Source organism: Candidatus Aramenus sp. CH1 (assembly GCA_022678445.1).
In the GTDB taxonomy this organism is placed as follows: domain Archaea; phylum Thermoproteota; class Thermoprotei_A; order Sulfolobales; family Sulfolobaceae; genus Aramenus.
Genome location: JALBWU010000020.1, coordinates 1 through 14,251, shown reverse-complemented (window position 1 = coordinate 14,251; position 14,251 = coordinate 1). Strand labels below are relative to the sequence as shown.

General features: G+C 46.1%; 18 protein-coding genes. 11 read left to right on the top strand and 7 right to left on the bottom strand.

The genetic code is table 11. From position 1 onward, the window contains the following. Positions 1 to 171 precede the first annotated feature (171 nt). Entirely contained in the window at positions 172 to 1,335 is a 1,164-nt protein-coding gene (locus tag MPF33_11070) for an ATP-binding protein (GenBank protein MCI2415761.1), read from the top strand. Positions 1,336 to 1,679: 344 nt separating this feature from the next. Here the strand turns inward: MPF33_11070 and MPF33_11065 are convergent, their stop codons facing one another. Beyond that, positions 1,680 to 2,957: an ATP-binding protein gene (locus MPF33_11065; GenBank protein MCI2415760.1), complete on the bottom strand. Its 1,278-nt coding sequence runs from the start codon at positions 2,955 to 2,957 to the stop codon at positions 1,680 to 1,682. 288 nt (positions 2,958 to 3,245) lie between these two features. On the opposite strand from MPF33_11065, the gene MPF33_11060 reads away from it, so the two are divergent. From MPF33_11060 to sfsA, 7 genes are all read left to right on the top strand, one after another. Then, the gene (locus MPF33_11060; protein MCI2415759.1) at positions 3,246 to 4,487 is read left to right on the top strand and encodes an ATP-binding protein; all 1,242 of its coding nucleotides are present in this window, start codon (positions 3,246 to 3,248) and stop codon (positions 4,485 to 4,487) included. A 240-nt stretch (positions 4,488 to 4,727) separates the two neighbouring features. After that, positions 4,728 to 4,952 (top strand): hypothetical protein, encoded by a 225-nt coding sequence (locus MPF33_11055; protein MCI2415758.1) that lies wholly within the window; start codon positions 4,728 to 4,730, stop codon positions 4,950 to 4,952. 52 nt (positions 4,953 to 5,004) lie between these two features. Continuing rightward, positions 5,005 to 5,436, top strand: a complete 432-nt coding sequence (locus MPF33_11050) for a transposase (protein ID MCI2415757.1) — start codon at positions 5,005 to 5,007, stop codon at positions 5,434 to 5,436. Positions 5,437 to 5,441: 5 nt separating this feature from the next. Then, a complete protein-coding gene (locus tag MPF33_11045; protein MCI2415756.1) occupies positions 5,442 to 5,807 on the top strand; it encodes a transposase in 366 nt (121 codons plus the stop codon). After that, positions 5,779 to 5,952 (top strand): hypothetical protein, encoded by a 174-nt coding sequence (locus tag MPF33_11040; GenBank protein MCI2415755.1) that lies wholly within the window; start codon positions 5,779 to 5,781, stop codon positions 5,950 to 5,952. The genes MPF33_11045 and MPF33_11040 overlap by 29 nt, the downstream gene beginning before the upstream one ends. Positions 5,953 to 6,041: 89 nt before the next feature. Then, on the top strand, positions 6,042 to 6,395 hold the full coding sequence (locus MPF33_11035) for a hypothetical protein (GenBank protein MCI2415754.1): 354 nt from the start codon (positions 6,042 to 6,044) through the stop codon (positions 6,393 to 6,395). Between the two features lie 436 nt (positions 6,396 to 6,831). Next, positions 6,832 to 7,491 (top strand): DNA/RNA nuclease SfsA, encoded by a 660-nt coding sequence (gene sfsA, locus MPF33_11030; GenBank protein ID MCI2415753.1) that lies wholly within the window; start codon positions 6,832 to 6,834, stop codon positions 7,489 to 7,491. A 225-nt stretch (positions 7,492 to 7,716) separates the two neighbouring features. On the opposite strand, the gene MPF33_11025 is transcribed toward sfsA, so the two are convergent. From MPF33_11025 to MPF33_11010, 4 genes are all read right to left on the bottom strand, one after another. Beyond that, positions 7,717 to 8,220 (bottom strand): NTPase, encoded by a 504-nt coding sequence (locus tag MPF33_11025; protein ID MCI2415752.1) that lies wholly within the window; start codon positions 8,218 to 8,220, stop codon positions 7,717 to 7,719. Positions 8,221 to 8,252: 32 nt separating this feature from the next. Next, positions 8,253 to 8,471: a hypothetical protein gene (locus tag MPF33_11020; GenBank protein MCI2415751.1), complete on the bottom strand. Its 219-nt coding sequence runs from the start codon at positions 8,469 to 8,471 to the stop codon at positions 8,253 to 8,255. Positions 8,472 to 8,580: 109 nt separating this feature from the next. Continuing rightward, positions 8,581 to 10,017, bottom strand: coding sequence for a 4Fe-4S binding protein (locus MPF33_11015; GenBank protein ID MCI2415750.1), 1,437 nt, complete (start codon positions 10,015 to 10,017; stop codon positions 8,581 to 8,583). A 21-nt stretch (positions 10,018 to 10,038) separates the two neighbouring features. After that, complete coding sequence (locus MPF33_11010) at positions 10,039 to 10,854, bottom strand: DUF929 domain-containing protein (protein ID MCI2415749.1); 816 nt, start codon at positions 10,852 to 10,854, stop codon at positions 10,039 to 10,041. An 89-nt stretch (positions 10,855 to 10,943) separates the two neighbouring features. Here MPF33_11010 and MPF33_11005 point away from each other — a divergent pair, with 89 nt between their 5' ends. Continuing rightward, complete coding sequence (locus MPF33_11005) at positions 10,944 to 11,972, top strand: hypothetical protein (protein ID MCI2415748.1); 1,029 nt, start codon at positions 10,944 to 10,946, stop codon at positions 11,970 to 11,972. Positions 11,973 to 12,061: 89 nt separating this feature from the next. Here the strand turns inward: MPF33_11005 and MPF33_11000 are convergent, their stop codons facing one another. Continuing rightward, entirely contained in the window at positions 12,062 to 12,517 is a 456-nt protein-coding gene (locus MPF33_11000; protein MCI2415747.1) for a peroxiredoxin, read from the bottom strand. 155 nt (positions 12,518 to 12,672) lie between these two features. Here MPF33_11000 and MPF33_10995 point away from each other — a divergent pair, with 155 nt between their 5' ends. Both MPF33_10995 and MPF33_10990 read left to right on the top strand, forming a co-directional pair. Further along, the gene (locus MPF33_10995) at positions 12,673 to 13,116 is read left to right on the top strand and encodes a hydrogenase/urease maturation nickel metallochaperone HypA (protein MCI2415746.1); all 444 of its coding nucleotides are present in this window, start codon (positions 12,673 to 12,675) and stop codon (positions 13,114 to 13,116) included. Next, positions 13,091 to 13,828 carry a P-loop NTPase gene (locus MPF33_10990; protein ID MCI2415745.1) on the top strand — a complete coding sequence of 246 codons (738 nt, stop codon included), beginning with the start codon at positions 13,091 to 13,093 and terminating at the stop codon, positions 13,826 to 13,828. The genes MPF33_10995 and MPF33_10990 overlap by 26 nt, the downstream gene beginning before the upstream one ends. Here MPF33_10990 and MPF33_10985 read toward each other — a convergent pair. Next, positions 13,821 to 14,051 carry a hypothetical protein gene (locus MPF33_10985; protein MCI2415744.1) on the bottom strand — a complete coding sequence of 77 codons (231 nt, stop codon included), beginning with the start codon at positions 14,049 to 14,051 and terminating at the stop codon, positions 13,821 to 13,823. The two genes, MPF33_10990 and MPF33_10985, sit on opposite strands and share 8 nt — an antisense overlap. Positions 14,052 to 14,251 lie beyond the last annotated feature (200 nt).

The window sequence follows — 14,251 nt, the reverse complement described above, 5'->3', positions numbered from 1 at the left end:
AATAAAGGTTATTTGGGTGAGGAAGTCAAACCCCTTCGCGTTCTCACCCTAAAAAGCTTTTCATAAGAAAATTCAATTTAAATCAAAATAACAAAATTCTTGTCCACGCTCAAGAATCATGCGAAAAATTTTTAGTAGTTTTTCGCTTACTAGTCCCATAAGACTAGTCTTATGAGACTATATCTAAGGAGAAAAGATGAGGAGAAAATAAGGAAAATAAAGAATTGGACTCTAATATATGGTAGGAGAAAAACTGGGAAGTCCACTTTAGTTAAAAATAATTTACGCTCAGACTATTACGTTCTGATAGCAGACTCTAATAATGCAATTTTAGATGATAAAATAATTAGCATAGAGGACGCAATGAAAGAAGTGAAGCAAACATTATATAAAGAAGGTATAGTAGTGATTGATGAGTTCCAGAGATTGCCTCAAGTTTACTGGAGTATGATAGGTGGATGGTCTCCTCATGGCATTTTAGTCGCTATAGGTTCTAGCTATGGTATAGTTAATCGAGTATTTGACAGAAATAGCCCTCTTTTAGGATTATTTACACCTATGGAGATAGATATAATTCCTTATGAAGAAGTACTTGTTCAATTGCGTGATCCTATACTTTCCGTAATTTTTAGGGACCCTTGGATAATTCCTTTTATAGATAGCTACAAAGAATTTGTTGATAGGATCAAAGAATTTTCCTTAATTTCTAAAGGACTAATAGGAGAGGTCTTCAAAGAAGAAGAAAGGGAGTTAACTGAGATATATTACAAGACATTATTGCTTTTAGGTGAAGGTATTTGGAAGCCTTCAGAAATATCTGGAATAATACAACCAAAAGGTGGAGAACCTACTATTTCCTCAATGATTAACAAATTGGCTAAGATGGGTTTGGTTGAGAAAATTCCTACTTTATCAAAAGGAAATTACTATAAGATTAAATCACCTCCGCTATCTTTATCTTTTTACGCAGAATCAAAATACGCAATAAGTGAGAGGGATATTACGATCTCTGAACTCCCAATAGGAAGAGAAGTTCAGTTCAGTGTTGGTAGTTTACTCGCTAAATATTTTGGAGGATTACAGTATTATTCTCCTAAAGAAGACATAGACGTAATAATAATGAAGAAACGCAAACCCATATGGGCTTTTGAAGTTAAGATGGGGGAAATAACGAGAAGCGAGGCTAAAGAGGCGATAAAGAAAATGAGCAAGGTAGCTGAAAAGGTAGGATTAGTTAGCTTGAAGGAAAAGCCAGAAGAGTTAGGCGATTTAAGTATAGGACCTAATGAACTTTTAAGAATGGCCAAGGAGCTCGTATCTAAGGAAGGAACGTAAGTTTCACACTATTATAAAAACTTTTTTAGACTTTTACTATATAAGGGTAGAGATTATTTGAGTGAGGGTGAGGAAGTCAAACCTGTTCACGTTCTCACAATTAATAACTTACCCTAAAAATGTTTTCTATGATAAGGAAAATTCAATTTAAATCAAAATAACAAAATTCTTGTCCACACTCGGAATTTCGGAGAAACAAGAAAAAGGCCTTGGAAATTCTACATCAAACAAAGCTAATCACTTCTAGCATAGGAACTTAAGAAACTGTAGGCCCGTAATATATTTGTAAACTTTAATTTTGGGCGTTCTCTCTTACTTAAATTCAGAAAGCCTAACCTTGGCACTCAGCTTTCCTCATACCACTTCCTTAACTTGTCTAAGTCAATGTATTCTACTCTTTCAAAATTTTCTGTTCTTTGAAAACTCTTAGCAAATATTATAATTTTATTCACATCTAACTTGAGTCTTTTCAGCTTATCCTCAAGTTCATGCAACACTCTTATTCCATCTACGTTATCGCTCCATTTGCATTCACCAGCAACCCTTAACCCCTTATCCAGGATGTCTATTTCCACGTCCTTAAACCAATGCCTACCTACGTTACTAACCCTGTATTTCTCTTTTACGTACTCCTTGGCGACTTCCTCAAATACACTTCCTAGGTATTGGTTATACTCCTTCTCCCCCAATTCGAATTTCCCTTCCTCTATCTCGCTAAGGTTGGGGTAAACGAACTTAAACCAAAACTTAGCGAAGTTGTCAGCTATTGTATACCTTCCTCTCTTAGAGTTTCCTAAAACTGGAACTTCCCTCCTTATCAACCCTATTCTCTCTAACTTCCTCATGTAAGATGAAATATCTCCTCCAACCCTCACAAAGTCCCTTATTTCTCCCAACGTGTTTTTACCTTGAGCTATAGCCAACAAAATCTCCTTGTACGTAGATATCTCGGTGAATTCGTACCTCAACAAAAAGTCCATCTCGTCTTTTACAAAGGAATCAACCCTCTTCAACTCCTCGTTTATCCAGCTCAAGAAAGGAGTTTTAACCTTGCTAAGGTAGTAGGGAACGCCTCCAGCAAAGCCGTAAATCCTTATTCCCTCAACTACGTCAAAGCCGAACTTTCTCAAATCCTTAAATCTTAACTCCTTCAAATTTATACTAGAGGTCCTCCTTCCGTACAAGGGGCTCTTGTAAGAAAGCAAATCGCTCATCATTGATATTGAAGAGCCTAGGAGAATTACCTTTGTTTTACTTCCCTTCAACACCTCGTCTATTATCTTCTGAAGAACCGACGGTATTGAGCTATCCTCCTTGATCAAGTAGGGGAACTCGTCTATTACTATTACCTTATCCTTAAGGAAATAGAAAAGAGATTCCCAGTCCTCCTTAACGTATTTAACTTCAGGAAAATGTATTTCAGCAGTTTGCTTAAACTTTGACAAATTGTTTTTCCCTTCAACTGCCAGATAGTAAACAAAGGGATATCCTTCAACTGCCCTTAAAGCTAATGAAGTCTTTCCTATCCTTCTCCTACCGTAGATTACTATGAGCTCTAGTGAGTCTGACTCCAATCTCTTTTTGATTGCCTCTAGCTCTCTTTCCCTATCCACAAATATCATATTCTAAAATATCATATTCTAAAATATGAATTTTACCTTGGAGATTAGCCTTCACAAAATAATGAAAGCCTCGCCCTTTAGGGCGGGGAGGAGGTCAGAAGATCTCTTAGATAAAAATACAGTCATATAAGAAAAACTTAGTAACATATAGTATTTATCACAATTATTTAGCAAATTTCTTTCCACGTACGCGGATCTTAGGGTATTGTCAGTTCTTAATTTACAGTTACACGTTTCACTGTCAATTTCTGATTGACAGTTTTTAAACCCTCTCCATAACCACTATTTGTGGAAACCTGGAAAATTAAGCAGGTATTACTTGATCAAGAATCGGTACTTGAGGAGAAGTTGTCAAAAGAGAGAATAATAAATAGGGAAGTCAACTACGTCGCAGATCTACCACACGCTTACTTAATTACAGGGCCTAGGAGGGCTGGAAAATCTATTTACGCAGTTCAAATGGCAAAAGGTAGGAAATTCTTGAGGGTGGACTTTGATGATGAAAGGCTTTACGGAATAAAAGTTAACGAACTTAATAAAATCCTGGAGGCAGGATACGAGATAAAAGGAGGTAAGATAGACCTATTAATACTTGACGAAATTCAAAACGTTGAGGGATGGGAACTCTTCGTGAGTAGAATGAGGGAAATATACCCCACTATAGTTACTGGAAGCAACGCAAGGCTCATGAGCAAAGAAATGGGGACTTACCTAACTGGCAGGCATTTGGATTACTTGCTTTTGCAGTTCTCGTTCAAGGAATTCCTCAAGTACTATAACGTTTCAGTGGAGGAAAGCACTAGGGGAATAGCAAAGGTTAAGGAAAAGTTAGAGGAATACGTTAAATTAAGCGGTTTTCCAGAGGCTTATAAGGTAGTTTCTCCCAAGGAGTACTTACTTACCTTGTTTAAAGATATCGTGACAAGAGACGTTATACAAAGGTGTAAAATAAGGAGAAGCGAGATCAACTCCTTAGCAACCTTCCTTGTGGAAAACGCCAGTAAAGAGGTAACGACAAGAAGATTGGGAAGGATGTTCAATATTTCTCATCAAAGTGTAGAGAACTACTTGAACTGCTTGACAAACTCATACCTCCTTTTGTTGGTGAGAAGATTCACTGGAAAGTTGGTTGAGAAGTACGTATCGCCTAGGAAGGTCTACGTAATAGATCCTGGATTTAACGTAAATTTAACGGGTAAAATGGAGATAGGCAGGGTAATGGAGAACTTAGTGCTTGTTGAACTGCTGAGGAGGAAGTATTATCAAAAATTAAATTACGAAATATTTTATTACTCTAACGGTCAAAGTGAGGTAGATTTCGTGGTCAACGGAGAGGTGAAAGAGGCAATACAAGTTAGTTACGACGTAAACGGCTTAGAGGAAAGGGAATTAAAAGGGCTAGAGAGGTTTTCTGAGAAATACAAGGGTTACAAGCTAAGGTTAATTACGTGGGATATGGAGGGAGTAGAGGAGCTGAAGAACGGCGAAAAGGTTGAGGTCATTCCTTTATGGAAGTATTTAATTGCGTAACCTTTTCATATCGTTCTAAAAGGAGTTCTGCTGTAAGGAAAGTCGTTAATTGTCCTTTTGGTCATTTTATAGTGATAAAAAAGAAGACAAACCTCGCTTGGCGGAGTAAGGTTTTAAATAACAAAAACAATTTCCTTTTATGACGCTTCCTTTGGCGAACTAAAGATGAGGGGCGGGGGCCGATTACCCCCGCAATACCAGAGGGAAGCGTCAGAACAATCGTCGTAAGGCTCTTCCCAAGTGGGTCAACAGAGGAAATTGAGGAAGTTGGCAGACGCAACTGCAAAGCTGTGGAACGAGACTAACTACGAGAGGAGACAACAATTCTTCCAAGGAAAGAAAGTGGACCTCAAGGAAACATGGAGGAAGTATTACGAGAAGTACAAAGGGGTGTTGGGCGCCGCCAACGCTCAAGCTGTTTTCAGAAGAACAACGAAGCTTGGTCATCATTCTTCTCGTTACTAAAGCAAAGGAAAGACATACCGTTGTTCATTAACCACGTCTCGCCACCAGGCTATTGGAAGGCGGTAAGAGGAAATTAATCCTAGTCATTAGACAAGATCGCTACGAAGTTGACGAAGAAAAACGCGTCATCTCTCTGAAGGATTGGGAAATGAAGATGCCCTTTGAAGGTAGGTTAAGGTGGTTTGATGCACAAGGTAGACTGGAGATTCACATTGAAGATAACAAGTTTTACGCTTGTATTCCAGTCGACGTCGGTAGGACTACTTCTAAGAAAAGTGGTAAGCCAATGAAGGACTCTCTTATCATTCACGGTGAGAGGGATAAGATTCAGATCGAGAGACCTAAAGGCGACAAGATTGCGTCAATTGACCTTGGTATAAACGCGTTGGCTACTGTCGTTGTTGAGGACGGTACTGTTCTATTTTACCGCGGTTCAGCAGTTAAGAGCGAACTTCTACTTTTCAGAAAAAGATCGCCGAACTAGACAAGTTGAAGAGCGAGGCTGAGAAGGTTCAAGAACAAGAAGCTAGAGAAGAAGTGCTGAGGGAAAGGGAAAGAGTATTTGCAAAGCTTTACCGTAGGCTTCTTCACTACTACAGAACTTTAGCATCTCACTTGGCTAAGTCCTTGTGGTCTCTTGGCGTCTCCACAGTTTACTTGGGATATCCATATCTTATCGCTCAGGATAAGGGTAACAAGCTCACTTCAAATTTGGTCTTTTCGCAAGTTGGCGCTATAGTGAACAAGTTTTACGAGCACGGCATAAAGACGTTTCTAGTCGTTGAGTACAATACCTCGCGGCTCTGCGCTTACCATAACGTTAAGGTTGGCAGAAATCCCAAGGGGTGTCGATAGCTGTCCTTTTGGTCGTAAACTTCACAGCAACGTCAACAGTGCGTTAAACATTATGAAACTAGGAGTAAAGAAGATTGTCAACGCTTTGAAGAAGCCTTTTTCTTTTCTCTTCACATCACGGAGTATCTCCCTTAAAGGGGAGTAACGCCTTAGACCCTAGCGGAACCCTCGCAGGGCGGGGAGTGGGTCAGGAGGCTGAAGTACGACGACGTGGGAACCTTGTTGCAGAGGTCTGTGAGCGTTACGCAATCTAAGGCTGTGAAGTTAGCCTTAGCGAAAGTGAAAGGGGAGGTGGTTAAAGTAGAAGGATACACCGTATTTATAAACGCGGAAAGCCTCTACTCATGTAAGGTGGACCCCAGCGGTACGCAAGTCGCGTGTAACGCGGTTGGGGTGTCCAAAGAGGAGGCGGTAAAGGTAGCGACGGAGGCCTTCGCAGAAGAGACGAAAAGTACGCCTAAGAGCGCTAAGGCTACCCTCAAGGAAAACTGGGTAGTTGAGGTTGAGGGAGTCACTGTTAGGGCTGTCGTGGAGGTGTCTTTAGGAGGGAAAGTCCTTTCACTCGAGAAGGAGGTGAACGAAAACTAGGTGTAGCTGCTCCTAACGTCTAGGAAGCACAACGTCTCTTCAGTCGCCAGGGAAGCTGAGGGGATAAGTTGTAACGTAAATGACGACAAGTTAGACTACGTTTACCTCTTTGGCTTTGACGTAACTGAGAAGGGAAGGAACACGTCAATAAAGGACGCTTACGCTGTTCAATTGGCCTACAAGGCTCACGGTACATGGGGGACTGGTCCCCAAGGGTGAGGAAGTCTGAAGGAGAGGTGAAGGTAGACCTGCTGTGCGGAAGTGTCCTCTACATGACCTATCGCAGTTGAGTTGGCTGGAGTTATTATGTACTAATTAAATCCGTTAAGGGGGAGGTGTGTGTAGGGTACAATCCAGTGGCTGTGGTAATTAAATCCGTTAAGGTAGCTATTAGAAGAGGAGTAAGACACATTTTCCAAGTCTCAACAATTATCTCGTGTTTGTGGTATACGAGTTTCCAGAACTTCACGAGGAAGTGATAAAGGAGAGGGTTAACAGGTTCCTAGTTCTGACCGTCTCCGGTAGGGCATGCCACCTCCACGACCCAGGGAGGCTAAAGGAGCTAATCTACCCAGGGAACAGGGTTCTAGTTAGGGAGGTGAACGGAGGGAAGAGGAAGACGGACTGCCAACTCACGGCAGCTTGGGACGGCGCTTGGGTGATCACTGACTCGAGCGTTCACAGCGAGATAGCCGAGAAGTTCCTCCCAGGGGCAAAGAGGGAAGTAAAAGTGGGAGACAGTAGGCTGGACTTCCAGCTAGACGACGCGTTCATAGAGGTCAAGGGCTGTACCCTGGCCAAAAATAGAGTTGCCCTCTTCCCTGACGCTCCTACAGAGAGAGGGAGGAGACACCTAGCGGAGCTCATAAGGTTGAAGGAGAAGGGCTTTAAGGCAAAAGTGATGGTTCTGGTCATGAGAGACGACGTTGACTGCTTCCTCCCAAACGCCGAGATCGACAGGAAGTTCGCCAAGACCTTCTACGAGGCGTTGAGGAGGGGAGTGGAACTCGAGGTGAAGGTGTTCTCCCTAGTTGACAAGCGATACGTGGTGTACAAGCGAGACGTAGGGCTGTGCGCTCAAGTTAAAGGCAGTTAACTACATCAATTTAATTTTGTGGGAGAAAGCAGAACCTTGAGGGTTAGGTTACGTATCCACAAACTACACCGTGAGCTGTGACGCGGACAGAAGATAAAGCTCTCCTCCCTCTCCTAAGATAGTAAAGATAGTACTTTCAAACTTGAGGTTTTTGAAGTCTAGGATGACAATACTGCTCCTGGCAAATGCCTACACCACGGGACTGAGGGTTAAAGAGTCAAGTGTTTAACCCTGTAAGCCCAAGGCTTTAAGCACATCCTTGAGTACCTCCTTCCTCACTTGTTCCCTGTTGTTTACGTCAAGGACGTAGAGCTTTCCCTCCAGTTTTATCGTCCTGTGGACTACTGCGACTAGGGGCTTTTCACCTTTCAAGACCGCGTCTATTACTTCTTTCACTGCAGGTATGGAGAGCTCCATGGGCCCTATCTCGTCAATTGCAACGAGCTGGGCTGTTGGGAGGGAGGAGAGGACTAGCCTTGCCACCTCACCTGCCTCCTTTTGCACCGCGTACTTCCCAACCCTAGGCTCCCCTGGGCCCACCTTGGCCAACCACCCCTCCTTTCCCGTGGACAAGTCGACTATCTTGAACCCCATTCTCTCCCCCTTCTCCCTGGCCTCTGGGCAGAGGAACCCGGCTACCATCACGCCCCTCTTCTTTACCTCCTCAACCACATACTTTAAGGTGGTAGTCTTTCCCACCCCTGGCCTACCTGTGATGAATACCCTCATGTGCTCTAGTCAGAGTTGGAGCAGAAAACGCTTTATGACAACGTCAACAGAACGAAATCCAAGCAGAGGGCCACGTCAATGGCGGAGTGCTTGAGGAACATCGGGAAGAGGACGAGCGCCACTGAGGTTTCTTCCCTGTACTTCCTCAAGAGGAGGGCCAGGGGCAAGAGGGCTAGGAGGGCGTAGTTCAGCTTCCCTAGTAAGAGGCCCTCAAGGACCACTAGGGGCAAGGCCAAAAGCGGGAACTTCATATGGAGTACTTCTCTCGTTATTTAATAACAGTTCTCTGCATATTTTCTGGAAGCTATACAGAGATATGTAGTCTATATTCCAATTCCCACGAGTCGACCAAGGCTTTCCTTAACCGCCTTTGCGCGACAATCTCTCCCTTATCGCCCTCCTTACGTCGTAGATAAATATGTTGTCCTCTGGGCAGGCCTCTATGCAGTCCCCAGCTCCAATGCACTTGAATGACTTCATTTCCCCCTTCTTTATGAAACCCCCCCTCATGTCAGTTATCCCTACTGGACACGCCTTTGCACAGTCTACTGTCCTGCAGTTGACGCACGCCATGGGGTCCCTTACCTTAAGCTTAAAGGGGCCCAGGTAAGAGAAGAACTGGTTTACGACACCCCATTGGCACACGCCCATGTTGACGCAGGCGTAGTTCCCCAGAAAGGGGGCAAGCAGGAACTGGACGTACCAAAGGAAGTTGAAGTACAGTAGGCACAAATACACTACGGGGTCGACTCCCAGGAACGTCACGTTTAGGACCCCCTCTTGGTCTAAGTAAGACACAACAGCCAACGCTAGGAGAGAGCCCATTAGCGTAGCCGAGCTAGCCTTCTGCCACCACGTCAGCTTCGAACCCAGCATCTTCCTCCCAAGCCTCGAGGTCCTGTTGAAGTCCTTAAGGGAATAGGTAAAAGAACCCTGGAGCATGTAGGGAGCAGTGCAGGTGACTGAGCATATCTGCCTTGAGCCGAAGGCAAATGACAGGACTGCAGTTACCACGTAAGTCCCAACTATTCCCGTGAGAAGGTATGAAGGTGAGACGGGTCCGTACGTACCCAGACCGTTGAACCACATGTAAGGTATGTACTGTACCTTGTCCACTAAAGGCGAAAAGGAGGGAATGTAGGTGCTGTAGACCCAGTAGGCAAAAATCATCAGCGACAGCCTCACCCTGTTCTCCAAGTTTCTCGCTTTCACCATCCTGTATAGCGTTAAAGGTAGGAAGAAGGCGCCAAATGGGATGGAAAACCACGGCGTGCCCAGTATCCCCACGAAGACCGAGAAGGAGTTATATACGTAAGAGACTGCTGGTAAGTTGACTGTCCCCAACGCCGAGGCCTCCTGCACTACGTCGTTTGGCGATACCGCGCCACCAACCAAGTTGAGGTCTGCCGAGAGGAACCACGTTGACGTGAAGGCCAGGAAGAGGAGGGTGAAGGCAACCTTGGGCGAGATGTACTTGCCCTTTACCTCCCTGACGTACAGCGTTAAAAGGGACATCAAGACCAGAGCTATGGAAGGCAACCTACCCACAAAGTACGAAAGGAAGAGCCCCGCGAACGCGAGCAACCCGGAGATCTCCCACGCGAAGACGTCGGACAACTCCTGTACCTTCAAGTTCCTAGTCTTGTAGAGTTTGTTGAACGCTAGTCCATTGACTACCTCCCACGCTACGCCCAAAACCAGCAAATAGTAGAAGTTCCCCAAGAGGAGCGCCAAAAGGGAGGACGCAGTTAGCGCCGGGACAAACCACCTTACCTTCACGTTTACCGGGACCCTCATGCCTACATCAACCTAGCCCATTTATCCCTTATCCTCTGCTACAACGTAGTAGTTGACTTGGGAGGACAGCATCTTCTCTATTTCTTCTATCGCGGGGTTGTAACACACGTGGGAGGGCTGGTTGTTGTCGGCCTTACATATCTCTGCAGTCAGTATGTTTGCCTCAGAGTAGACCTCCTTGGCCAACTGAGTGTTCCCCTGAAGCTGTTGTAACACGTAGTCCCAAGACTGCCCGCTTATAAGCCCAGGGTTCACAATCGTCCCGACCTGGTAGTAGTAGCCTCCCACGTAGACGAATGGTATGCTCTCGTTTCCCAGCTCTTTCCACAACTGCTCCACTTGTGCTGGGGGAGTGTCGAGGGACTGTCCCTGTCTGTTCTCATACTCGTAGGGGAGGAAGTACACAAAGGGGCTGGAGTAACTCGAGTTGGTGAAGGTGAAAGTTGGGGAGTCTGGGTAGACGTCGCTGGATGAGGACATCATGTACTCTAGTCCCGTAAAGTTGCCGAACCTCATGAGGGCTACCAGGATTGCCCACCTGTCAGCTGCACAGTAAGGGCACCACTCCGCCCCAACGTAAAGGACGAGGACTTTGCCTTCGTAGGTGGTGAAGGCAGTGTCGTTGTAGACCTTAGCTGTCTGGACGTAAACCGAGGAGGGTACAAAGGAGTAGCTGAAGTTGGAGTTGGCGAGGCTGTAAAGCTGCGAGTAAATACCTTCACTTACGGGTTGTCCTATAGCAGAGCTGGCAGTGAAGTAGCTCTCGTACACGCCAAAGGCCACCAATATCCCAATGAATGCCAAGAGGGCGAAACCGACGTTTCTCAGAGACCTCATAGGGCAATGATGTGAGTTGAGATATATTTGGAGTAGTTTGAAAGTTTTAGACTAACTCTTAAAGTATTGCCTAGACCCTTTTACTTTCAATGAGTTCAAATAAAAAGTCCAAAACCAAGGGAAAAAGGGATAAGAGAGTAGTTGCAGTATCAAACGTAGTATTTGCAGGAGTAGCAATATTATTAGTTATAATAGCAGCTATAGGCTTCGCTCTCTACGCCACCAAGCCCTCCACTACCCAGACTGTTACCACTACGGTGACAAGCACGTCGGTGTCCACGTCTACAGTTCCCGTCACTTCCACTGTCACTTCCACCGTGACCCAGACAGTGCCCGTTACAGTGAACTCCTCTGGAGCTTTCTACGATGGAAAAGTGATAACCTTCATGTACACCTCCCAGTTCTCCTGCCCACCTGTAGCACCTTCCTTCTACCCTAACGCCACAGTGGAGAGCGATGTGATGGGATGCGAGGTCGGGGAAATGCTAAACTCCTCCGCAATGCCTCCTAACGCCGCCCCAGTTTACGTGCTAGTGCCAGCCTTTGCCGGGCTCTCAATATTTGGCGTAACCCAGCTGGGAGCTACCCCACAAGGGTTCCCGGTCTTTCACTACAACGGCAACAACTACACCATCTTGACGCAGTGTGGAGCTGCCCTAACTGAAACCGCGTGCCCAGACCACATGGCGTTAATATACTCCCCAGCATTCACTACGGTCGAGCAGTACTTGGGCATAAAGAACGGCGTTTTCGGACTGCCAGAAGGAGTTCTCCCAACTCCGGCCCACGAGCACTTAGTGACCTTCACCACCGACACATCCATACCGTGGTACATAGTTGTAGTCCTAGTCTTCAACCCCAACATATTCCCCAATCCAGTGACTGGACAGTGTACCACCTACGTGCCTTCCAACGTGTCTGACCCAACAGGGCTATGCTTGAACACATACACTAACTTACAAGCTGCACTGCACACCTACGACTCCGCAGTGGTAACCGCGAACCAAGGGAACCCGATATGGGAGGCGTTGGGCAAGCCAGGAGTTGACGTGATAGAGGTGCCCTCCAACATGATCCTGTTCTTCAGCGATCCCAACGTATATCCCTACCCAATCTAAATTTTTTCTTTCCCTTTCGAGAAATTTTTAGTTAAACTAATATCCGGGTTATAAACTCCACTGAAGTAGGCCTACAAAAAAGTTGGCTTTTACGTGATCGTCTTAAGCTGTTGTAGTGCCCTTAAGACTTCCTTCACGTGGGATGTGGGGTTCAGTTGGGAGGAGTACGCTAACCTCACCACACCTTCCGGGTCTATGAGGAACGTGACCCTCCCCGGTATGAGTAGTCCCTTGGCACCGTACATCTCCCTTATCTTGTCTCCCTCGTCGCTCAGCAGGGTGAAGGGCAGGCCGTACTTCTCCTTAAACCTCTTGTGGGACTCAGGAGAGTCCCCGCTCACTCCGAGCACAACTACCCCTGCCTTTATCAGCTCTTCCCAGTTCTCCTTGAAACTGAGCGCCTCAGCCCTACACCCAGGCGTGTCGTCTTTGGGGTAAAAGTAAAGTACGACCCACTTACCCCTAAAGCTCGAGAGAGTGACGCTCTCGCCGTTCTCGTTAAGGGCTGTGAAGTCTGGAGCCTTGTCCCCTACTTTTACCTTCATAAGAAGATGTAAGCTTTCGACTCTAATATTCTTAAATTTTGAAAACTTTACTAGTTTGGCTATTTAGACTTTTGTAGACACGTGTCATCATTAACTAGACATGTCTTAATAGATCTACCCTAAAAAGTTTTTTACTTTCCGTTCAATTAGTTAGTATGCACGAGTGGTCTGTCGCCGACGCCGTAATAAGGACAGTGGTAAACTGGGCGAGCGAAAACCACGTGACTCAAGTAAAGAAGGTCAAGGTGGGCATACCCTCCTTCTCCTTCCTCGACGTGGAAATATTGAAGGAGGCCTTCGACACAATGAAGGGGGACTCTCCTCTAGATAAGGCCGAGCTAGAGGTCGTATTTAAGGACCCTATATTCAAATGCAGGAACTGCGGTTTGACCTTCTCGCTTAAGGACGTGAGTGACCAGCTGGAGTCCTTGAAGGGAGAGTTCGGCGAGGAGTACCCCCTTCACTTGATGCCTGCGTTGGCTCCCTCCTTCCTCAAGTGCCCTAGGTGTGGATCCCACGACATAGTAGCTGAGACCCAAGACATAACTATAGACGGTATAGAGGTAGAGGAAAGTGGAACCGCTCAGACAGTTGGCTAAGGAAAAGCTCAGGGGGAAGAAGGCAATAGCAGTTATGAGCGCAAAGGGGGGCGTAGGGAAGAGCCTGGTGTCAGCCCTCCTTGCCCTTTCCTTGAGGGGGGCAGTTCTAGTGGACTTAGACGTCCACACAATGGCAACCACAAAGCTCTTTGGCCTAGAGGACAAGTTGCACGAAGTGACCAAGAACGGAATAGAGCCCTTTAAGCTTGGAGAGCTGGGGGTTGTCAGTCTGGGGGGCATAGTCAAGGACAAATACGTAGTATTGCCCGGGGGAAACGCTGGCGAAGTCATGGAGTCCCTCGTTGCATACGCCAACCTAGGCGACGCTAACTACGTAGTCTTCGACCTCCCTCCAGGGCTCGGGGACGAGGTGCTCACCCTTGAGAGGCTCACCGACTTCTTCCCAGTGGTTGTGACGACCCCATCCGCGGTCTCAGTCAAGGTGGTGGAGTACGTGATGAGGTACTTGAACGAGAGGGAGAAGAGGCCCCTCCTCGTGGTAAACATGGCTTACATGGACTGCGGCGACGACAAGGTAGCTAGGCCCTTCGGCGACCTAAAGAACGCGGAGGATCTGGCCAAGAGGTACAACGCTCCTGTCGTGGAGCTTCCCATTGATCCCTCCCTTGAGTCATACATTGGTAAAGTACACGAGTATGATGGCGTAGTTAAGGGGAAGGTAAAAAAGGAACTAGTCCCTTACCTTACATGACCCCAGATGGCTCCTCCCTCTCGCTCTTTTTCTGCAGTGGGGAAGTCTCGACTATAAAGCAGGGCTGTTCGCCCTTCTTCTCGTGCATCTGTTGGCGTTGGAGCGCCATGGACGCGGGGACTACTTCGTTGTCCAACTTACACCTCAGCATCACGTCTACCACTACTACCTCTGGCCCTTCTGGGGGCAAGTTTGAGACGGGAAGTCTGGGTCTAGGTTGCATACATAATATACGCAAGAGTTGTATAAAACCTTTTAAAACTAAGGAGGATCTACCTTGATAAATAAGAAGACAAACCTCGCTTGGCGGGGTTAAGGTTTTAACATGAAAACGATTTCCTTTTATGGCGCTTCCTTTGGTGAACTAAAGATGAGGAGCCCCGATTACTCCCGCAATTCCGGAAGCGTCAAAACCGCAGTTGT